The following is a 19632-nucleotide window of genomic DNA, read 5'->3' as shown; positions in this document are numbered from 1 at the left end:
CAAACCATTTATTTATCGAAAGAGGGACCCGCGGAGGACGTGGCCTCCGCGGGTCGGGCTGTTACTTGATGGCCTTCACGCCGTCGGTCATTTCCTTCAGGCCGTCGTCGATGGAGATGTTGTCGGTCATGATCGAGTCATGCGCACGGTTGAGAACAACCTCGATCTTCGCCGCATTCGGATTGACGGCCATCTCCAGGAAGGACTTGCCGGACTGCAGCGCGTCCTTGCTCGCCTGATCCTGGGGGAAGCCGGGCAGGGATGCGATCTTGGCGGTGACTTCCGGCGTACGGACGGTCGGGATCGTGCCGGTACCGGCGATGATGGCCGCACCTTCCGGGCCGGTGACGAACTTGATGAAGTCGAGCACCTCGGCCTTGTGAGCGGAGTTGGTGTTGACCGCGAGACCGGAAATCTGCGCTGCGGTTGTGCCTGCTGCAACGCCATCCGGATGCGGGAACTTCACGATCCCCCAGTTCTTGCTCTTCGACTCGCCGGAGGCGACCTTGGCGATCTGGGTGCCGACGAACCAGGTACCCATCGGCAGCATGCCGATCGTGCTGTTGAAGAACAGCGCCGAGTAGTGGGTATTGGAGGTCTTCAACGACGCATAGGACGGAACGACGCCGGCCTTCTGCAGGGCAAGCGCGCGCTCATACCACGGCTTCAGGAAGGCGTAATCCGGCCCCGCCAGCGTCTTTTTGCCGTCAAGGATGCCCGGCAGCTGAACCGTTGAGCGCCATGTGTGGAAGAGCGCCCCGTAGGTCTTGTTGGCACCCATGCCGCCGGCGAGCTTCGTGGCGATCTGGTCGAACTGCGCCCAGGTCATGTCGTTGGTCGGATAAGTAACCCCGGCCTTGTCGAAAATGTCCTTGTTGTAATAGACGACCCAGAAATCCGAACGGAAAGGCAGGGCATAGATCTTGCCGTCGATCTTGAGTTCGTCGACAAGGCCGCCGAACGACGCCGGGTCGATCTTCTGTTCCGTCATGAAGCCGGAGAGGTCCGAGATCGAGCCAGCGCGGACGAGGTTCGTGTAGTTCGGAACGTCCTTGACGGTGACGATGTCGATATCCTTGGAGCCGCCCGCGAGCTGCGTGGCGATCATCTGCTGGTAGTCCTGCGAACCGAGGTCCACGGATTCGAACTTAACGTTCGGATTCTTGGCCTGGTATGCCGCTATGAGCGGCTTGTAATAAGCCACCTTGTCCCAATCCCACAGCGCCCATTTGAGCGTCACGGCATTGCCCGACTGTGCGTATGCCGATCCTGCGATCGACGTTGCCATGGCGAGACCCGCCATCGCGAACCTCACCGATCTCCCGAATTTCCCCAAATACATTTCCGTTCTCCTTCCCTGAAGTGTCTCTGGATTAGATATGTTTAGCGTCACCAGCATGCGGTTCGCGATGCGCCTGTATTGCCATTGGCAGGGCTAGAACCATGACCGCTGCCCGATGGACGCCGAATGTGACGGCGAACATTCCGAGTGAAAAGTTGAGGGTGGCCGGCATGAAGACGGACACCGGATAAAAGACGATATGCGCGAGCCAGAGTGCCGCCACGAATGCAAGCGCGCCGAGCGCCGGCAGCGGACGCACGACCGATGCAATGGCTGCCAGCCGCAGCAGCACTGGCGCCGAAAGATCACGCATCACCATCAGCACGACGAGGTGGCAGGCCACCACGGCGATGAAAACCGTCGCGATCAGCGCGATCGTCAGCGGCAGGGCCAGGACGAGATTGTCTTTGGCGGCCGCCGCATAGGTGATTAGCGAATAGACGCCGAGTCCGATGGCAAGGGTGAAGGCCAGCCCCCAGGCAGTCGCGCGCCAGAAATATCGGAAAAACGCTTCGACGAAATCGCGCAGGAGATAGGTGTTGCGATCTTCGACGAAGGCGACCGAAATGCGGGCGGTCGCAGCGATTGCAGCGGGAATGGTGACGACGAAGAGTGCCGCCAGAACGAACAGGATGTTCAATTTGACCATCTCCCACCATTCGCGCGCGACCGTGTCGGCGAAAAGGGCAAGACCGGTCTTCTTCGGCGCATTCTTCGGAATGCCCGGTCCTTCCTTCGTCCACATGTTCCGCAGCCACTGCATGGCCGTTCCTCCCGCTCACCTAATAAAGGATCGAGCGCTCCGTTTGCCTGTCGAACAACTGCATGTTGGTGGTGTCGACGACCAGCTTGACCTCGTCGCCGATCGCGCCTTTGAACCGGGGCGACACGCGCGCGATCAAGCTGCGTCCTCCGGCGACGATGTTGAGATGGATCTCCGAGCCCATGGGTTCGGCAAGTTCCATGACGGCGCTGAAGGGCGCCAGGTTTTCCGGCGCGATATCGGCCGGCGGCAATTCGTGAAAATTCTCGGGCCGGATGCCGATGACAAGCTCGCGGCCTTCGTAAGGTGCAATGCGGCTTTTGTCGAAATGCGCCGGCAATGGCAGTTCCCGCCCGTCGAACGCGGCAAAATATCTGTCGCCGCGCCGCTCGATCACGGATGGCATCATGTTCATCTGCGGGGCGCCGATGAAGCCGGCGACGAACATGTTGACCGGCCGATCATAGAGGTTCTGCGGCGTGTCGACCTGCTGGATATGCCCGTCCTTCATCACCACGATGCGATCCGCCATGGTCATCGCCTCGATCTGGTCGTGGGTGACGTAGATGAAGGTGGCATGCAGACGCTTGTGCAGCTTGGTGATCTCGGCGCGCATGGTGCCGCGAAGCTTGGCGTCGAGATTGGAAAGCGGTTCGTCCAGCAGGAAAACTGCCGGATTGCGCACCATGGCTCGCCCGAGTGCGACGCGCTGGCGCTGGCCGCCGGACAGAGCCTTCGGCTTGCGGTTGAGAAGGTGCGTGATGTCGAGGATTTTCGCAGCGTCCTGAACCTGACTGTCGATGAAATCCCGGGACACTTTGCGAAGCTGCAGGCCGAAAGCCATGTTCTTGTAGACGGTCATATGCGGATAAAGCGCATAGTTCTGGAAGACCATGGCGATGTCGCGGTCCTTCGACGGCACATCGTTCATCAGGTCGCCGCCGATCTGCAGTTCGCCGCCGGAAATCTCTTCCAACCCGGCGATCATCCGCAGTGTCGTCGATTTGCCGCAACCCGAAGGGCCGACGAGAATGATGAATTCCTTGTCGGCGATCTCAAGGTCGATGTCGTGGACGACAGTGAGGGCGCCGTAGGACTTGTTCAGTTTTTTCAGCGAAATGCTGGCCATCGGATTCTCTCACCAATAGGAAGACCAGGCGCGCGAGAGGCGCGTCAGGGCTTCCATGTAATAATAGTCGCCCCAGGAGACGCACTCGTCGACGCCTTCGCCGCGGCAGGTGTTGTAGGGCGATTTTTTCGAATAGGTTCCGTTGAGGACAAGGCCGTTGGACATGGTCGGATCCTTGACCGCGTAGCGCTCGGCAAGGCTCTTCATCATGCGCCGCGCGAGATCGCGGTAACGTGCGGCGACATCGGCCTCGACAAGGTCTGCCATTTCGAGCAGTCCGCAGGCGACGATCGAGGCCGACGAACTATCGCGCGGCTCGCCGTCTCCGTCGGAGAACACCAGGTCCCAATAGGGCACCATGTCGGTCGGCAGCTTCTTCAGATAAAAATCGAGAAGCCGGTCGAACGTGTCGCGATACTCGTCGATCGGCTCATAGCGATAGGAAAGCGCCATGCCGGCAATGCCCCAGGCCTGCCCGCGCGCCCAGAAACTGTCGTCCTTGTAGCCCTGTTTCGTCGCACCGCGCACGGGCGCACCGGTAACCGGATCCATGTAAAACGTATGATAGGTGGAATTGTCCGGCCTGACCGAATTTGCCAGCGTCGTGCGGGCATGGATGAGCGCGATGTCGCGATATTTCGCATCGCCCGTCTCACGGCTTGCCCAATAGAGCAGTGGCAGGTTCAGCAGGCAGTCGATGATGTAGCGGTATTCCTCCGCGACACCCTTGCGACCCCAGGCCTGGATGAACTGGCCGATCGGCTGGAAGCGCTCGATAAGCTGATCCGCGGCCAGGATGGCGGCCTTGCGCCCGTCCTCATCGCCCACCAGCTTCCACGCCGCGATGCAGGAGGGCGAATAGAGAAAGCCCATGTCGTGGTGGTCGGTCTCGATGCGGTTCTCGATCCGGTGCAGGAAGCTCTGCACCTGGATCTGCGCCGCATGCTGAAAAACCTTGTCGCCCGTATGCTCGAACGCCAGCCAGATTTCTCCCGGCCAGAAACCTGCGGTCCATTGGGTATTCTCGACAGCGGGATAGAAATTGCCGACGCTGGAATGGTTCTGGGACGCGTAGGTGAAGGCCGGCAGATTGCGCCGGATCTGGGCGACGGCAAGATCGAGCGCCGCCTTGACCTCGGCATCGGTGATCGGTTGGGGAGCGGTCGGCGTGACGGCATTCATGGCATTAACCCTTGAGGCCCGACGAGGCGACGCCTTCGACGAAGAAGCGCTGCAGCGACAGGAAGACGATCAGGACGGGAATGAGGGCGACGACCGATGCAGCCATGATCAGCCCGTATTCGGCGGAATATTGCGAGATGAACATGCGCAGGCCGATCTGGATCGTCTTCAGCTCCGTCTTGGTCAGGTAGATCATCGGACCGAGAAAGTCGTTCCAGGTGGTGACGAAGGTGAAGATGGTCAGCGTCGAAAGTGCGGGCTTCGACAGCGGCAGCATGATGCGCGCCCAGATCTGATATTCGTTCATGCCGTCGATGCGCGCCGCTTCGCAAAGCTCCGTCGGGATCGACATGTAGAACTGCCGCATGAGGAAAACGCCGAAAGCGGTGAAGGCCTGCAGGCAGATCAGCGCCAGATGGGTGTTGTTCAAGCCGAATTCGCGCATCAGCAGGAACTGCGGCACCATGTAGACCTGCCAGGGCATGGCAATGGTCGCGATATAGCCAAGGAAAAGCGTGTTCTTGTAGGGGAAATCGAGCTTGGCAAAGGCATAGGCCGCAAAACTCGACGTCAGCAGCTGAAGCAGGGTGACGATGATCGTCAGCTTCGATGTGTTGTAGATGAACAGCCCGAGCGGGATCTTCGTCCAGATGTCCACGTAGTTCTGCCACTGCGGTTGCGACGGAATCCACTCGATCGGGAATACGAAGACGTCGCGGCTGAGCTTCAGCGAAGCTGACAGCATCCAGGCGAAAGGCATCAGCATCACGGCGGTGATGACGATGACCGTCGCATAGACTGCAATGCTCTTGGCGGTGACCTTGCGACCGGCAATCTTCACGGATCAATCCTCCCTCTGTCGGCGGAACTGGACGACCGTGACCGCCAGTACGAGAAAGAAAAGAACGAGCGCAATCATGCTGGAGTAACCGAGGTCCCAGGAAATGAAGGCTTCGTTGTAGATGTGATAAACGAGGACCAGCGTCGAGGTGCCGGGGCCGCCCTGGGTGATCATGTAGATCTGATCGAAGACCTTGAACGACTGGATGGTCAGCATGACCGTGACGAAGAAGGTGGTCGGTCCGAGCTGCGGCACGGTGACATAGAGAAATTTCTGCCACGAGCTGGCGCCATCGAGATCAGCCGCCTCGTAGAGTTCGGAATTGATGCCCTGCAGCCCAGCGAGATAGATGACCATGTAATAACCCATGCTCTTCCAGACGCCGAAGAGGATGACTGTCACCATCGCCCAATGCCGGTCGGCTGCCCAGCCCGGCATGTCCTTGGGGTCCAGGCCAAGCGTATAGAGGATCATGTTCACCGGCCCCATTTCGGGATTGAAGATCATGTTCCAAACCACGGCGACGGCCACGAGCGAGGCGACGTAGGGAAAGAACATCGCGGTGCGGAAGAAGTCGCGCCCGAAGATCTTCTGGTTCAGCAGGATCGCCAGACCGAGCGCACAGGCGAGCGTCGCGGGAACCGATACGACCGTATAGATGATCGTGTTCCAGAATGCGGCAATGAAGACCTTGTCTTCGAACAGCCGCCAGAAATTGTCGAGACCGGCGAAGGTGATCGCATTCGAGCCGTCCCAGTGCATGAACGCCAGCACGAAGGCGAACAAGATCGGGCCGAGCGTGAAGACGGCAAAACCGAGGAAATTCGGGGCGATGAAGGAGTAGGCGACCAGCGCGCTCTGTATCTTGCGCCGGCGGCGCGACAACACCTTGCTCGACGGCCGGGACGCTACCGGCGCATCACCTGCGGCGATGGTCGAATTCGATATGGACACTTTATCCCTCCTCGAACCAGGATGCTCCGATCGACGCCCAAGGGCTATCCACGGCTCGCCATCGTGTCACGAGCGTGCCGCCTCCCTACCGAGGGGATAGCACATCTCTCACATTGGTCAAACAAATTTATGGATAAATCATATGAATTCTGTAGTCATCTTAAAATACGTATGATAGGTGGCGAATGAGGTCGTTTATCGGTCGCATGGAGGAAGGTTGATGTTCAGCGAGATCGCCGGGTCGTTGCCGCCGGTTTTGGCGGACTTCATGCCCGGCGCGCCGATCGGCAACCGGGCCGCCTGGGATGCCGTATCGGATGATATGCGCTCCGCGGTCATCCGGGATGCGGAGGCGGCGCTTGGCCGGCCGTGGTCGATAATCAAGGCGTCTGACTATCGCGAATATTCGCTGAACGGGAACCGCTCGCGCTTTGAAGCGCTGTATTTTTCGCGGCGACGGATGTTGAACGACCTAGTTCTCGCCGAGCTTCTCGAGGGCACGGGGCGTTTCATCGATGCGATCATCGACGGTGTCTTCCTGATCTGTGAGGAAAGCGGCTGGCAGCTACCGGCCCACAACGCGTACGAACGAGGCGGGCAGCGGTTTGCATTGCCGGATGCGGAGCAGCCGGTCATCGATCTGTTTGCTGCGGAGACCGCTGCCCTGCTGGCAACCGTGGCAGCTCTCATGAAAGATCGGCTCGACGAGGTCAGCCCGCAGATCGTCGCCCGGATCGAGCGGGAAATCCGGGTGCGCATATTGTCGCCCTATCTCGACCGGCATTTCTGGTGGATGGGCAACGGCACTGAACGAATGAACAACTGGACGGCGTGGATAACGCAGAACGTCCTGCTTTCGACCTTTGCCCTGAAGACGGAACAGGACCTGCGGCGGCAGATCGTCGGGAAAGCCCTTTCCAGCCTGGATGCCTTCATCAAGGATTACGCGGAGGACGGGGCCTGCGAGGAGGGAGTGGTCTATTATCGCCATGCGGCGCTTTGTATGGCCGGAGCGATGGCCATCCTCGACAAGGTTGCGCCGGCTTCCATGACACCGCTCTGGAAGGCTCCAAAAATCCGCAGCATGGCGGAATATATCGTCAACATGCATGTCGCCGGTCGCCGGTATTTCAATTTTGCCGATTCCGCCGCGGTCATAGAGCCGTGTACCGTGCGCGAATATTTGTTCGGCAGGGCCGTTGGGTCTGATGTCTTGGCGGCATTTGCCGCGCGCGACCGGCTGTCGTCGGAGCATAAACATCTGCCGGAGGAGTGGAACCTCTGGTACCGCGTGCAGGAACTGCTGGTAACGCCGGCAATCGGTGGACAACCGAAGCCGGCAGGCGATGTGTTCTATCCGGGAATTGGCCTGTTCGTTGCCCGCGACGACCACTTTGCGCTCGCCGTCAAAGGCGGCAACAACGGCGAAAGCCATAACCACAACGATGTCGGCAGCTTGACGGTCTATAAGGACGGCAAGCCGTTCCTGATCGACATTGGCGTCGAAACCTACACGGCAAAAACATTCTCTTCCGAGCGGTATGACATCTGGACCATGCAGTCCGGCTTCCACAACCTGCCGACTTTTGGCGATATCGGCCAGGCACATGGCGCGGATTTTTCGGCGCGGAATGTCCAGGCCGAGTTCGCCGAAAAAGAGGCGCGGATATCGCTGGACATAACGTCCGCCTATCCGGTCGAGGCCCGCGTCCAATCCTACCGGCGAACCGTCACGCTTCGGCGCGGGCAGGAGATCGAGGTCGTGGATATCCACGAGGGTGGCCTGCCGGCGGTGCTTTCTCTGATGACCTGCGTCGAGCCGTTCATCGGCCGTGCCGTTCATTTCGACGGTCTCGGCCGCATTGACCTTGAAGGAGCCGGCGAGATCGAGGTCGATGCAATCGATATCGACGATGCCCGCCTGCGTCTCTCCTGGCCCCCAAGAATTTATCGACTGCGCATCCCCTTTGCCGGGACCTGCCTGAAACTGCGGATCGTCTGAGGAGGACGAGCATGGAACTGACACTGAAAGTCGTGGATGTGGCGGGCGAGGTTCGCGCCAGGGCAACGGGCACGGACGAGGCGTATCTCGTTTATCGCGATAGCTACAATGAAGGCGATCAGGTTGTCGTCGAAGCGTCCGCGCCGGGGTATCTCGTGCTCGCCCTCGACGACGCGATGACGCCCGCGATCGTCTATATGAAGGGGCCGACCTATGCGCTCGCGGTCCCCTTCGGTTCCAAGCGCGTTCCCTATTCTCCGCGGGCCTTCGACGGCAAGATTCATAGATTATGCGTGCGCAAGGCGCGGCCGGACGAAATCGCGGCACGTCGGAACCTGGCATTCAATCCATGGGATGACCACGCCAATGCTTCCGTGTTCCCACACGCCAAGGCGAATGTGGAGACGCGCGGGGAGGCGGTCTTCGCCGCGCGCAACGCCATAGACGGCGAAAAGGCGAACGACGATCATGGCTTCTGGCCCTACACGAGCTGGGGGATCAATCGCGATCCCGAGGCGACGCTGACGCTCGATTTCGGCCGGCCGGTGAAAATCGACGAAATCGTCCTCTACCTGCGAGCGGACTTTCCGCACGACGCCTGGTGGGAAAAAGTAAGCGTCACCTTTTCCAACGCCGAGACCGCATGTTTCTCGCTGGTCAAGACGGGGGCGGCTCAGTGTTTCCCGGTAAGGGAGCAGACCGTGGAATGGATCAGACTGCACAGCCTGATCAAGGCCGACGACCCGTCGCCCTTTCCGGCGCTGACCCAGATCGAAGTCTGGGGACGCGAGGCGGATTATGTGAATTAGCGGCGAAGGTTGCTCCCTATGATCGGTCGCGTAAAGCCTTGATCTACGGAGATGAAATGCAGATCAGGTGGCTGACGATCGGTGCCGATGATGGCCCCGCCCTGGTTGCGAGTAAAGTCAGGCGCAGGCGAGCATCGGATCGATGCACATGAGAGAAAGTGCGCTCCCCTCCCCTGGACGTCCATCGGCGTTGCAGCGTGAGGAGGCCGGCGTGCAAGTGAGAAGGCCGCGTTGGATGCCGGAGCATCCGCCCCACTCGGTCCACGATAATTTCGGGAGGCAGGCGGAATGGCCTCTGCTTCTTTGCCAAACGGTCTCGCCACAGCCCTCATCTAGCCGGAACCAATATCCCGACTGGAGCTGGTGTCCTCTTTGAGACGGTGATGCCCGCTTATTTCTCTGTTCCCGCTGGCTTTGAAAATCGTACGCCAGCACCTCCACCGTTTTCGGCGATGAACTCGAGGCCCGCATCCTGGAAGACAGATCGAAGCGCGTCAATTGTCGATTGTTTGAGTTCCGCGCCGGTTTCGAAGCGAACGACGGTGTTAGTGGAGACACCGGCTAATTTTGCTAGGTCAGCAATAGCTAATCCAAGGGCTGCACGAGCCATCCTGCATTGAACCGGCAGCATTAAAATCGCCTATTTTAGGCGAATATTGTTGATCCGCCACGATTACACGATATAGTTGGGGCCTGCATTGATGCAGTCGGCCAAAGGAAATGCGGTAACATCCCCTCTGGCCTGACCACAATCTAGCTGTTTGGAGCTTGGATCATGGCTGATTCTGAGAATAGCAGAACTTTGTCTGCAATCACCCGCCGAAAATCACCTGCGCCGTACCCGGGGGCGATGCTCACGGACGTCGTTTTGATCGGAGGCGGTTCCAATGGCCTCCTCCGGGAATAAGGATGTCTCCCCCGAGACCATGCGCAGAAACTTTCTGTCCCGTGCTGCGGCTTCGATCGCAGCCGCGCCCGCCCCGGCAGGTGCGGTGGTGGGGACGGAGAGATCGGAGCAAGGCGATCCGGTGGTATCACTTTGGAGAGATTGGATGGTTGCCCATAGGCTCTGCGGAGAAGCCTGCCGCCGGCAGCAAAAGCTTGAAACGGAGTTAATTCGAGAATTCGGTAGTTTCCCCCGCGCCAAAGTCCCACTCTCCGAAGACTGTGGTTTCATATGGGCCTATTCCGGTCGGGAGATCGACCGTCTTTTGCCGAACACTGATCAGGATGAAATGCGGCGGCAAGCAAGGGCCGCGTTGGCGGCAAGCCGGAGCGAATGGAAGAAGGCGGACAGGCGGGTCGGATATACCCGGGCGAAAAAAGCAGAGGAGGAAATCGCAGATGTCGAGGAGGCTTTGGCAAAGGAATTGTGGAGTGCGGTGCCTCAATCTGTCGCCGGCGTCGCGGTGAGGCTGCATTCACTCCTGGAAACGGAGGATCCACGCTCTGCCCTAGAGGAAGCGCCGTGGCCGGAACTGCGGATGATCCTTGCCGATCTTGTGCGGGTTTGTGCAGGTCCGCCTGCGATGCAAGTAAAAGAATAAATAAGAGGGGGAAGATGACCCGGACCGGTTTCAGGCCTTAGAGGCGAGCCGCTCGTCGTCTGGTCGGGCCTCTGGCGCGTCAGTGATGAGCGAGGCACCAACACATCCCTGAGGGGCGGACGAAAGCCGACTGGCGCAGGGCGATCTCAGATGCTCGGCGCTCCTTCGATTCCAGACGCCTTCGAGCTTGAGCTTGGCGAAGGCGGATGATTTGCGGGAGCCGTTCGGCCCACCGAGGATAATGCACGACAGTTCCGGCATGAAGCGATTACTGCCTCATGGAAGCATGCGCCGGTTCTTCGTATTTCTGTTCCGCCCGATCCTTGGCCTCGGTTTCGAGATCCTTGGCAGAGATCGGCAGACCGAGGAGACGGCTCTCGGCAAGAGCTTCCCGACCGATCTGCATCAGGACTTCGTAGCGTCACCAGCATCCCTTGTCGAGGATGTTGATCCAGCCACGGCCGTCTTCGGTTAGGTCGCGGCCGCAGTCGAGCTCGACGATCTCCGAACGGCGTAGGCCGCCGGCAAAGCCGATCAGCAGCATGGCCCGGTCACGTAAGCCGCCCCATCACGTGCACCAAAGCTCATCGATCACCGAAAGCCATCGCTATCGTCAGCATGGTCGGCGCCATTCCGGACCTGTTGTCATAGGCCACCGCATCGATGACCGCGAAGACCGATCTTTTCCAGCAATTGGTTCAAAGCCGGCTTATTGGATGGAAATGGATGGATTAATGGATGCCGTTGTGCCATACCCTTTGTGGATGGAAATGGATGGACTAATGGATGCCGGCGCTCGATCTATTCAAACTGCGCATCACGCCCGAAATCCTGTCGCTGATCGCCGAGATTGACGAGTTCAAAGGCGCCTGGCGAGCGTTGGGACGGATCGCGCCCGACCGACTGTCCAGCCTGCGCCGGGTTGCAACGATCGAGAGCATCGGATCGTCAACCCGTATCGAGGGAGCAAAACTGAACGACCGCGAGGTCGAGAGGCTACTCTCGAATCTGCGCATCGGCTTTTTCACCAGCCGTGACGAACAGGAAGTCGCAGGCTATGCCGAGGTGACGGAAACTATCTTTTCCGCTTTCGAAGAGATCTCCCTGAACGAAAACCATATCCGCCAACTCCATCGGGACCTGCTCATTCACTCGACCAAGGATGAGCGGCATCGGGGAAGTTGGAAGACGCTCTCCAACAATGTCGAAGCGTTCGACGAAGACGGCCATAGCCTTGGCATCGTCTTTACGACGGCATCGCCTTTCGATACGCCGGGCCGGATGGCCGACCTGATGGCCTGGCAACAGGCTCAGGAGAAGGATGGTACGTTTCATCCGTTGCTCATCGTGGCGGTTTTTGTCGTCGTTTTTCTGGAGATCCATCCATTTCAGGACGGCAATGGCCGGCTCTCGCGCGCCTTGACCACCTTGCTCCTGCTTCGGGCCGGTTATTCCTATGTGCCCTATAGCTCCCTCGAAAGCGTCATCGAGCAAAACAAGGAAGCGTATTATCTTGCTCTGCGACGGACACAGGGCACGATCCAAACCGATGAGCAGGATTGGAATCCGTGGGTCGAGTTCTTCCTGCGAAGCCTGCAGCGGCAGAAACAGCAGCTGGAGCGCAAGATCGAACGCGAGCGCATCCTTCTTGGTGATCTGCCGGAGCTGTCCATCGCAATTCTCGAATTGGCCCGCGAGCGTGGAAGAGTGACCGTGATGGACGCGGCCAAGGCCACAGGTGCAAGCAGAAATACCGTCAAGGATCATCTGCGCGCATTAAACGAGCAGGGACATCTAACCCTTCATGGAGCGGGCCGCGGTACCTGGTACGGCCTGAGCTGACCAAGAAAATGAATGGCGGACCGCCAGTGAGCTGAAATTGGCGTTAACGGGACCCCGGGGTGCGGTCCGATCGTCCCCCGGCCTTCGCTACTGCCATCGAGGCTGTGAATCAGCGTCGATGGTTGACCCCTATGATCGGTCCCGTAGAGCCTTGATCTACTGAGATGAAATGCAGATCGGGTGTGGTCACGATCGTCGCCGATGATGTCTCCGCCCTCGTTGCGAGTTTGCAAGTGAAGTCAGGCGCTTGCCGCATTTTCAAACGGTCAACCTTCGGTGCTGTTCACAGCGGATTGGGCCCCGAAAGCCGGGTCGGCCATGCGGCTGGCCTACTGGAGCATCAGCTTGAAAACGCTTTGAAATCCCTCAGTACATCCCGATAGCGGATCTGGCTTCCTCTCAGGTGGTCTCGCATGGCATTGCGCGCCGCCTCCTCGTTGCGATCCGAGATCGCCACGACGATCGCTTCATGTTCCGTATGGATCATGCGGCGGTAGGCGGTCTGTTCACCGGACCGTTCGCCGGGCGTCGCCCGCGATTGCGGAATGGCCGCAGTGCCGTGAAATTCCAGATGTTGCCGGAATAGCGGGTTGTTCGTGGCGTCGGCGATGGCAAAATGCAGCGCAAAATCCGCCTCACGGATCGATTCGTTCTGCTCGATGCATTGCAGAATATGCCGATGACAATCGAAAATTGCTTCTTCCTGCGCCGGAGACCGGCGCATCGCCGCCAGCCCGGCAGCTTCGATCTCCAGCGGAGCCCGCACCTCGAGCACCTCCAGGTCGGACGATACGCGCGCCCGGTCGATTTTTCGGCCGGAAGGGGCGGGGGCCTCCTGGCTGAGCACGTAAATTCCGGCGCCCTGCCTCACTTCGACAAGCCCGTCCGATCTGAGAGCCGCGACCGCTTCCCGGACCACCGTACGGCTTACGCCGTGGGTTTCCGTCAGTTCGACTTCGCTTGGGAGTTTGTCGCCGGGCGAATATTGACCGCTGGCAATTGCGGTCCGAAGACTTTCCCCGACCCGTGACACCAGCGACCCCGGTCCCTTGTTCCGATCCTTGATCTGGGTTGTCACGCTCAATCCCCGCTGCAACGACGCGACGCGTCTGCGCCGTATTCATCACACGTGTATGACAAATTCAGGCTCATATCAATGCGGGAGTGAATTCCATTTGTCTTTAGAGACATCGATCAGCGCCGAGGGAGGTCGAAAACAAAAGCTGGACGCTTAAATTCGTCTGCTATATTTCGTCAATATGGCGAATGTCAAAAATTGGTATGATGACATCGATCCACCGAATTCCGACCTGTCGGCATTTTTTCGAGCATGGAAACCGGCGTGCAAACGAGTGACGAGATGCGGACACATCAAGACGTTTCCGAATCCGAGATGGATCGGGAAGCCAGGCTGCAATTCCTCCCCTGGGAGCGCAGGCCTGCGGATATCCAAGGCGATCCTCAAAAGAGGCTGAAGGAAAAACTGGCGCGGTCCGCCGGGGCGCAGATCGCAGACAGCGCTTACATCGCAAGCGACGCCCGCATTTTCACATCATCGCTGATCCTCGGCGATCGTTCCTGGATTGCGGGGCACGCGCTCGTGCGTGGAGACGTGGAAATCGGCTCCAATTGTTCGGTCAACCCATACGCATGCATCTCCGGAAAGGTCCGGTGCGGAAACGGCGTGCGTATTGCGTCGCTGGTGTCGATCGTCGGCTTCAATCACGGCTTCGACAATCCGAACGTACCGATCAACGATCAGCCTCACGAGACACTCGGGATTACGATCGGCGATGATGTGTGGATCGGTGCCAATGCGGTCATCCTTGACGGCGTGACGATCGGGAGGGGTGCCGTTATCGCCGCCGGGGCCGTTGTAACCAAGGACATTCCAGATCTGGCGATCGCGGCGGGGGTGCCGGCCAAAGTCGTGCGCCGTCGTGGGGAAACGACAGCCGCTGGAAAATCGCGTCGTGCGGAGGTGAAGCAGGCGCTGCTGCGGATCAGCAAGGTGGCGGAAGCTGAGTGGCGGGATGTGCGGGAACAGCATCTGACACCGGACGGCTATCTGTCGATGGACGCCGACGGCATCGCGCGCATGAGCGTCAGGCATGAATGCGATGCGATCGAGATCGCCGCCGGTTTTGGAGAACAGCCTTCGGGGAATGAGGCGAAGGCGATCATCGCTCGTCTGCAGGCGTTACAGGACCCAGCGACCGGCTTTTTCCCCGATCCGTTTCGGTCCCCTGGTCCTGCGAAGAACATCCGCGATGATTCTCCTTCTCTCTATAACGTGCTGGCGGTCGGTTATGCGCTGGAGATACTCGGCGCCCATCCGTCTCACCCGATCTCCGGCGTCGAAATGGATGCCGTTGCGCTATGCGACTGGCTGGAAGCCTTGCCCTGGAGCACCCGCGCATGGTGGTGCGGCGACCGGGTGGACGCTATCGCCACTGCGCTCTATTTCAACGCGCGGTATTTCAGGAGCGGCAGGGGTAAGGAAATCCTCTTTGGCTGGCTGACGACCCGTGCGGATCGTTCGACCGGGTTATGGGGAAAACCGACCGCGGAACAAGGGCTGCTGCAACCGGTCAACGGCTTTTATCGCCTCACCCGTGGAGCCCATGCCCAGTTCGGCATTCCTGTTCCTTTTCCCGAAGCCGCGATCAACTCCGTTATTTTGCATTACCGAAACAATGGTGGTTTTTCCGGCCCAACCTATACGGCCTGCAATCTGCTCGACACGGTCCATCCGCTTTGGCTGTGCCTCAAACAAACGGATTTCATGCGCAGCCACGCGGAAACCGTGGCCGAGGACATTATCCTGCATTCGCCGGACCGGTGGCAGCCGAAACGAGGTTTTGCCTTCGCCGACGGTCAGGCAGGAAGCTTGCAGGGTACCGAGATGTGGCTTTCGGCGCTGCACCTTGCTGCGGACCTGTTGGGCATTGCCGAGCAATTCGCTTTCGTTCCAAAGGGGGTGCATCGGACGCGGCCGGCGGGAATGGGGCTGTAGCCATCTGAAGCGCCATTGCCGCTCGTTAACGGAACCGCGGTGGTCGCGGCGGAGAGTTCGAGTGGATCTCATGGGCAGGGGCGTGCTTTCCCAGCAGCCTCAGCATCTTCCTCTCGTCTTCCGGCCTCATCCCATTCTTGCGGCAGTGTTCTGCGACGTCGTGATCGCGCGGCCCAGGGATCCTGACCTGTCGATTGCTGTCCTTTTTCATGGCCGTTTCCTCCTGGCTACCCAACATTCCGAACCCGAAAATGTTCGTTAGGAATGGCTAAAATTCAATCCAATGAAAGCAGCCAACTCGACTTGTCGCGGGGGAGGAGGAACGTTGCGCGCGCCCTACGGTCTCGGAGACGTAATACCGGTCATCGCAGCCGGCGTGACCAAGAAAAAAGCCCCTCTGCAGAACAGAAGGGCCTTTTTCATTTCAACGCCAGTCCCGGCGATCGCGCCAGTAACCTCGGCCTTCCCAGCGCGGCGGTCCCCGGTCGTCCCATCGATCACGACGGTCCCACCGATGGCCATAATAGCGCGGTGGCGGTGGCGGGCGCCAGTGGTTGGGGCGGCAATCGCCCCACGGGTTCATGTGGTAACCACGGCCGCAAGCCCAATCGACTTTTTCGGCGATTGGCTTCGCGGGGACGACAATGTCGCCAATCGGCATGGCGTTTGCCGCGCCGCCGAACAGACAAGCTGCGGCCAGACTGGCCGCCAAGATAATCCTGCGCATCGGTTTCCTCCAGAGTGCACACGGTGACAGATTGCGGCAGGGTCGTTGAACCGTTGCTGAAGTCCGTATTCATCTGTGCTTCAGCTTCTCTGTGGTCGCTTCCGCGCCGCCTTAAGCTCAAACGCCTTGGAGAAGATCCGCTATCTTAGCCCGCTTCAGCGATCACGTGAGCGGTCCCGGCCGTAGTCGCGAGAGTCGGAATCGTATGAGGAGTTTCCTCGTTGCAGCCGGTCCAGCACCTGCAGGAGAAGATCCGCGCAATCCTTCGTCGGTTCGCCGTCGGCACAACGCAGGTCGATCGTGGTCCGGCCGTTCTCGATGCGGAACCGCGCTCCCCGCTCCCGCGGCGGCGAACGGTCTGCCATGGGTGCCATCCGCCATTCGTTTCCGTCCCTGTCTGCGTCAAGTTCTCGAGTGACAGGCGACGGCGCCTTCGGGGAGCGATCCGCCTCGGCCGGCGGTGGTGTGCCCGGAGACGCGTTGGGCGTCTCCTGCGCTGACGTGAGGTTAGCCGACAGCGAAAGAACGGCTGCGGCCGTGATGACCAGAAGTTTCATGTCGTGACCTCCGATTGCGGATGGCCAACAACAATCACCGGCTTGGTTTGTTCCAGACGCCCTTGGAACAGAGAAGCTGCAAAGCTTCGAACATCATCAGATGTCGGCATAGCTGTCTTGGGGCCCCGGTTCCAATGCCTTCACACGATCAGACCCTTTGCCGCCTGAACGCTTTCCGAGCCGGGGAAAACCACGTCGCGGAGATGGTTGGCGTTCGCGCCGAGGAGATCGCTTGCGACACCCTTGATGATCGCCCGGATGTCGGTGGTTGGCGCAAGGTCGCGGCCGTCGCGCAACTGCGCTTCCTTCAATCCGGGCCAGTCGGTGATGACCCGGCCGCCGCGGATCGCGCCGCCGGCCAGAAAGGCCGTCGTGCCCGTGCCGTGGTCGGTGCCCTCGGTTCCGTTGATGCGGGCCGTGCGGCCGAACTCCGTCGCGACCAGGATCGCGGTATCCTTCCAGACCGGGCCGAGTTCCTGCTCGAACGCGGCAAGCGAGTTGTCGAGGCCGGTCAGCAATTTTGCCAGCCGATCGGTTTCCTGAGCGTGGGTATCCCATCCTTCGAAAGCCAGAGCCGCGACGCGGGGGCCTTCAGGATGAGCAATCAGCCGGGCAGCGCCTCTTGCCATCTGTTCCATGCCGTTCGGGTCTCCCGGACCTCCGCGCGCCTTGATGTCGATGCCGGAAGCGATTTTCCCGGTGTCGATCCCTTCCTGGAGAAGGCGGGCGAGAACCGGATCCTTCTGTCCGTAGAGATCGGCCAGACGGGGAGCGAGATCGCCGTCGGCCGGTTTCAGGATGGAAGGCGCCCAACCGAGCACCGGCGCCTTGCCGCGGATGAGAAGTGCCGCAGTCGTTCCGACCGATAGCCCCCGCACGCGTTCGGTGGCGCCTGGCGCCACCCTTTCACCCGCCGGCAATCCTTCGAGCAATCTATTGAGCCAGCCGGTTTCAACATGGCCCGGCGACGGAAAGCCGGACTCGAGGACGTCCTGCCCGTCGAAATGCGAGCGGTCCCTGTAGGCGGTTGCACTGGCATGCACGACGGCCGCCTGCCCCGCACGGAAAAGACGCTGAAAATTGCGCATTGAGGGATGCAGGGCGAAGAAGCCGTCAAGCGGCAGTGCCGGATTGGCGCCATCAATCCGCATGGCGCTCTGTTGCCGCAACGCTTCATAGTCGGGATCGCCGATCGGCGGGACCGCCGTCAGGCCATCCAGCGCACCACGCAGGATGATCGTCACGAAACGCGGGTCTCGCCCTCCGGCGGCATGTGCGAAGCGGGGCATGAAGGCCCAGGCGAAGAGCGCGCCGGAAGCGCCCAGAACGGCACGACGGGTCGGGGAAATATGTTCGCACAACATGATCAACGCCTCTGAAATTCGGGGGAAAGGAATGCGATCGACAGGCCCTGCGCCTTGGTTTCGGCCCGGGCCACCGCCTGCAGCGTTTCGGCAGAAAGAAGCGGTCCCAACCGGTCCTTGACGAACTCTCTGGGATCCGTTGTCCCGCTCGCCTGATGGGCGAAAATGCTGGCGGCGTCGATCCGGGTGGCAAGACCTTCAGACGAAGCCCAGCCATCCGTGACATCCGAGAAACCGTTCGGGCCGGAAGGGTTCCAGAAGGGCTGGCCGAGTGCGTTGAGGGTGGACATGATCTGCTCTGGTTTTGGCCTGAGACCTGTTGCCCGGATCATCGCCACCACGTAGTCGAGCGGCGGTCGCATCTTGGACAATTCAGGGTTCCAGGCTTCCTCGCTGTCGATCAGCGCCTTGTAGACGGCAGAAAGGTCGCCGTGTGTCTTCGTGTAAGCCGCAGCGACTTTGCGGACGATACCGGCCGGTGGCTCGTCCGCGACGAAATGCCGAACGAGCTTGAAGGCGATGTGTTTGGCCGTGGCTGGGTGGCGGGCCAGGTCGCGAAGTGCGGAACGCCCCTGTTCCACGCCGTCCTCGGCATAGGTCATCCCCATCACCGGATGGTCGCCGGGCTCGTGCGCAGAGCTATTGAAGACGAAACTGCCCATCGGGCCGGGACGTTTTTCATCGCGGTAGATCGTCCAGCCGGTGATGATACGCGCAAGCGATGTCACGTCCGCCTGATCGTAACCGCCATTTACCCCCAGCGTGTGCAACTCCATGATCTCGCGGGCGAGGTTTTCGTTGAGCCCACGTTTTCCGTTCTTGTTGGCCTGCGAATTCGGGCCGATCGATTGATGGTTATCGAGGAAATACAGCATGGCCGGATGGCTCTCGACCGCAAGCAGCATGTCTTCGAAGCGGCCGAAGACATGCGGGCGTATCGCTTCGCGTTCGAAGGCTCCGGCCATGATATGCACGTCGCCGCCCTTGCCGGTGGCAATTGCGAAATGGTTTGCCCAAAACATCGCGAGCCGTTCGCCGAAACCGATCAACGGCTGGTGTATCGTGCCGTTGAACCGGGCATCAGCCTCGGCAATGAGGATCTGCTGGGGAAGATACGGGCGTTTCGAAGCCGGTGTTGCTTTCTTATCCGGTTGCGAGGATGGAGCTGCCATCGCCCCCGGATCCATCATGCCGCCGGTGGGGCGGGTTGCCTCCATGGCGTTGCCGGCGGCTGTTGCGACCGGCTGCGGACCGGGCATTGGCGCCGCGGCAGGACGGTCGCGCTCGGCCTGAATTTCCTTGTTGTACTCGATCAGGGACATCAGCAGATCGGCGCTGGAACGCAGTGCCGGCCCGACGGGCGTCGGCGTATAACATTCAACCACCTCCTGCCGCAGAAGATCGCGGGGGTCGTCCTTGATCGCCTGCAGATCGCCTTCGCGCGCGCCGAGGCCAAAGCGCCAAAGTGTCAGGGCGGCGTCAATGTCTTTGGAATTGGCCATAACCGATACGAACTCCGTTTCGTCATAGGCTCTTTAACGGCGGCAGGCGGCAAAT

19 protein-coding genes and 1 pseudogene are annotated in these 19632 nt (G+C 60.0%); 5 read left to right on the top strand and 15 right to left on the bottom strand.

Annotated elements, in window-relative coordinates; translation table 11 throughout:
- Positions 1 to 61: 61 nt before the first annotated feature.
- From AC1D3C_RS00850 to AC1D3C_RS00825, 6 genes are read right to left on the bottom strand one after another with little or no spacing between them, the layout of a single operon-like run.
- Positions 62 to 1342, bottom strand: coding sequence for an ABC transporter substrate-binding protein (locus AC1D3C_RS00850; protein WP_477481566.1), 1281 nt, complete (start codon positions 1340 to 1342; stop codon positions 62 to 64).
- Positions 1343 to 1373: 31 nt separating this feature from the next.
- Positions 1374 to 2105, bottom strand: coding sequence for a DUF624 domain-containing protein (locus AC1D3C_RS00845; protein WP_477481565.1), 732 nt, complete (start codon positions 2103 to 2105; stop codon positions 1374 to 1376).
- Between the two features lie 19 nt (positions 2106 to 2124).
- The gene (locus AC1D3C_RS00840) at positions 2125 to 3234 is read right to left on the bottom strand and encodes an ABC transporter ATP-binding protein (protein WP_477481564.1); all 1110 of its coding nucleotides are present in this window, start codon (positions 3232 to 3234) and stop codon (positions 2125 to 2127) included.
- A gap of 9 nt (positions 3235 to 3243) precedes the next feature.
- Positions 3244 to 4416, bottom strand: a complete 1173-nt coding sequence (locus AC1D3C_RS00835) for a glycoside hydrolase family 88 protein (RefSeq protein WP_477481563.1) — start codon at positions 4414 to 4416, stop codon at positions 3244 to 3246.
- Between the two features lie 4 nt (positions 4417 to 4420).
- Positions 4421 to 5257 (bottom strand): carbohydrate ABC transporter permease, encoded by an 837-nt coding sequence (locus AC1D3C_RS00830; protein WP_040125532.1) that lies wholly within the window; start codon positions 5255 to 5257, stop codon positions 4421 to 4423.
- A gap of 3 nt (positions 5258 to 5260) precedes the next feature.
- Positions 5261 to 6211 (bottom strand): carbohydrate ABC transporter permease, encoded by a 951-nt coding sequence (locus tag AC1D3C_RS00825; protein WP_040125531.1) that lies wholly within the window; start codon positions 6209 to 6211, stop codon positions 5261 to 5263.
- A gap of 220 nt (positions 6212 to 6431) precedes the next feature.
- On the opposite strand from AC1D3C_RS00825, the gene AC1D3C_RS00820 reads away from it, so the two are divergent.
- Both AC1D3C_RS00820 and AC1D3C_RS00815 read left to right on the top strand, forming a co-directional pair.
- Positions 6432 to 8213: a heparinase II/III domain-containing protein gene (locus AC1D3C_RS00820; RefSeq protein ID WP_040125530.1), complete on the top strand. Its 1782-nt coding sequence runs from the start codon at positions 6432 to 6434 to the stop codon at positions 8211 to 8213.
- 11 nt (positions 8214 to 8224) lie between these two features.
- Positions 8225 to 9022 (top strand): discoidin domain-containing protein, encoded by a 798-nt coding sequence (locus tag AC1D3C_RS00815; RefSeq protein WP_040125529.1) that lies wholly within the window; start codon positions 8225 to 8227, stop codon positions 9020 to 9022.
- A gap of 391 nt (positions 9023 to 9413) precedes the next feature.
- On the opposite strand, the gene AC1D3C_RS00810 is transcribed toward AC1D3C_RS00815, so the two are convergent.
- Positions 9414 to 9653, bottom strand: a complete 240-nt coding sequence (locus AC1D3C_RS00810; protein ID WP_080719386.1) for a helix-turn-helix domain-containing protein — start codon at positions 9651 to 9653, stop codon at positions 9414 to 9416.
- Positions 9654 to 10074: 421 nt separating this feature from the next.
- On the opposite strand from AC1D3C_RS00810, the gene AC1D3C_RS00805 reads away from it, so the two are divergent.
- A complete protein-coding gene (locus AC1D3C_RS00805) occupies positions 10075 to 10569 on the top strand; it encodes a hypothetical protein (RefSeq protein ID WP_157885342.1) in 495 nt (164 codons plus the stop codon).
- Positions 10570 to 10837: 268 nt separating this feature from the next.
- On the opposite strand, the gene AC1D3C_RS00800 is transcribed toward AC1D3C_RS00805, so the two are convergent.
- Both AC1D3C_RS00800 and AC1D3C_RS00795 read right to left on the bottom strand, forming a co-directional pair.
- Positions 10838 to 10975 carry a hypothetical protein gene (locus AC1D3C_RS00800; RefSeq protein WP_173426782.1) on the bottom strand — a complete coding sequence of 46 codons (138 nt, stop codon included), beginning with the start codon at positions 10973 to 10975 and terminating at the stop codon, positions 10838 to 10840.
- Between the two features lie 24 nt (positions 10976 to 10999).
- A pseudogene (locus AC1D3C_RS00795) lies at positions 11000 to 11131 on the bottom strand (integrase); the annotation flags it as partial.
- A gap of 224 nt (positions 11132 to 11355) precedes the next feature.
- Between AC1D3C_RS00795 and AC1D3C_RS00790 the strand changes: the two are divergent.
- A complete protein-coding gene (locus AC1D3C_RS00790; RefSeq protein WP_040125528.1) occupies positions 11356 to 12411 on the top strand; it encodes a Fic family protein in 1056 nt (351 codons plus the stop codon).
- A gap of 340 nt (positions 12412 to 12751) precedes the next feature.
- On the opposite strand, the gene AC1D3C_RS00785 is transcribed toward AC1D3C_RS00790, so the two are convergent.
- Positions 12752 to 13489, bottom strand: a complete 738-nt coding sequence (locus AC1D3C_RS00785) for a FadR/GntR family transcriptional regulator (protein WP_080719407.1) — start codon at positions 13487 to 13489, stop codon at positions 12752 to 12754.
- 282 nt (positions 13490 to 13771) lie between these two features.
- Here AC1D3C_RS00785 and AC1D3C_RS00780 point away from each other — a divergent pair, with 282 nt between their 5' ends.
- On the top strand, positions 13772 to 15427 hold the full coding sequence (locus tag AC1D3C_RS00780; RefSeq protein ID WP_040125911.1) for an acyltransferase: 1656 nt from the start codon (positions 13772 to 13774) through the stop codon (positions 15425 to 15427).
- 25 nt (positions 15428 to 15452) lie between these two features.
- Here the strand turns inward: AC1D3C_RS00780 and AC1D3C_RS00775 are convergent, their stop codons facing one another.
- From AC1D3C_RS00775 to AC1D3C_RS00755, 5 genes are all read right to left on the bottom strand, one after another.
- Positions 15453 to 15638, bottom strand: coding sequence for a hypothetical protein (locus AC1D3C_RS00775; protein ID WP_040125526.1), 186 nt, complete (start codon positions 15636 to 15638; stop codon positions 15453 to 15455).
- Between the two features lie 213 nt (positions 15639 to 15851).
- Entirely contained in the window at positions 15852 to 16088 is a 237-nt protein-coding gene (locus AC1D3C_RS00770) for a GCG_CRPN prefix-to-repeats domain-containing protein (RefSeq protein WP_437179078.1), read from the bottom strand.
- 221 nt (positions 16089 to 16309) lie between these two features.
- On the bottom strand, positions 16310 to 16711 hold the full coding sequence (locus AC1D3C_RS00765) for a hypothetical protein (RefSeq protein WP_040125524.1): 402 nt from the start codon (positions 16709 to 16711) through the stop codon (positions 16310 to 16312).
- A gap of 140 nt (positions 16712 to 16851) precedes the next feature.
- Positions 16852 to 18075, bottom strand: coding sequence for a DUF1501 domain-containing protein (locus AC1D3C_RS00760; RefSeq protein ID WP_040125523.1), 1224 nt, complete (start codon positions 18073 to 18075; stop codon positions 16852 to 16854).
- Positions 18076 to 18077: 2 nt separating this feature from the next.
- On the bottom strand, positions 18078 to 19577 hold the full coding sequence (locus AC1D3C_RS00755; RefSeq protein ID WP_040125522.1) for a DUF1800 domain-containing protein: 1500 nt from the start codon (positions 19575 to 19577) through the stop codon (positions 18078 to 18080).
- Between the last annotated feature and the right edge of the window lie 55 nt (positions 19578 to 19632).

The sequence above is a fragment of the Neorhizobium sp. P1_A6 genome, assembly GCF_056406795.1.
The sequence above is the reverse complement of the archived record's forward strand: the minus strand, read 5'-3'. Positions and strand labels throughout refer to the sequence as shown.

Excerpts from the sequence above, each read along its gene's own strand:
- AC1D3C_RS00850 (WP_477481566.1), bottom strand. The coding sequence starts at position 1,342 with ATGTATTTGGGGAAATTCGGGAGATCGGTGAGGTTCGCGATGGCGGGT.
- AC1D3C_RS00845 (WP_477481565.1), bottom strand. The coding sequence starts at position 2,105 with ATGCAGTGGCTGCGGAACATGTGGACGAAGGAAGGACCGGGCATTCCG.
- AC1D3C_RS00840 (WP_477481564.1), bottom strand. The coding sequence starts at position 3,234 with ATGGCCAGCATTTCGCTGAAAAAACTGAACAAGTCCTACGGCGCCCTC.
- AC1D3C_RS00835 (WP_477481563.1), bottom strand. The coding sequence starts at position 4,416 with ATGAATGCCGTCACGCCGACCGCTCCCCAACCGATCACCGATGCCGAG.
- AC1D3C_RS00820 (WP_040125530.1), top strand. The coding sequence starts at position 6,432 with ATGTTCAGCGAGATCGCCGGGTCGTTGCCGCCGGTTTTGGCGGACTTC.
- AC1D3C_RS00815 (WP_040125529.1), top strand. The coding sequence starts at position 8,225 with ATGGAACTGACACTGAAAGTCGTGGATGTGGCGGGCGAGGTTCGCGCC.
- AC1D3C_RS00810 (WP_080719386.1), bottom strand. The coding sequence starts at position 9,653 with ATGCTGCCGGTTCAATGCAGGATGGCTCGTGCAGCCCTTGGATTAGCT.
- AC1D3C_RS00805 (WP_157885342.1), top strand. The coding sequence starts at position 10,075 with ATGGTTGCCCATAGGCTCTGCGGAGAAGCCTGCCGCCGGCAGCAAAAG.
- AC1D3C_RS00800 (WP_173426782.1), bottom strand. The coding sequence starts at position 10,975 with ATGCAGATCGGTCGGGAAGCTCTTGCCGAGAGCCGTCTCCTCGGTCTG.
- AC1D3C_RS00790 (WP_040125528.1), top strand. The coding sequence starts at position 11,356 with ATGCCGGCGCTCGATCTATTCAAACTGCGCATCACGCCCGAAATCCTG.
- AC1D3C_RS00780 (WP_040125911.1), top strand. The coding sequence starts at position 13,772 with ATGCGGACACATCAAGACGTTTCCGAATCCGAGATGGATCGGGAAGCC.
- AC1D3C_RS00775 (WP_040125526.1), bottom strand. The coding sequence starts at position 15,638 with ATGAAAAAGGACAGCAATCGACAGGTCAGGATCCCTGGGCCGCGCGAT.
- AC1D3C_RS00770 (WP_437179078.1), bottom strand. The coding sequence starts at position 16,088 with ATGCCGATTGGCGACATTGTCGTCCCCGCGAAGCCAATCGCCGAAAAA.
- AC1D3C_RS00765 (WP_040125524.1), bottom strand. The coding sequence starts at position 16,711 with ATGAAACTTCTGGTCATCACGGCCGCAGCCGTTCTTTCGCTGTCGGCT.
- AC1D3C_RS00760 (WP_040125523.1), bottom strand. The coding sequence starts at position 18,075 with ATGTTGTGCGAACATATTTCCCCGACCCGTCGTGCCGTTCTGGGCGCT.
- AC1D3C_RS00755 (WP_040125522.1), bottom strand. The coding sequence starts at position 19,577 with ATGGCCAATTCCAAAGACATTGACGCCGCCCTGACACTTTGGCGCTTT.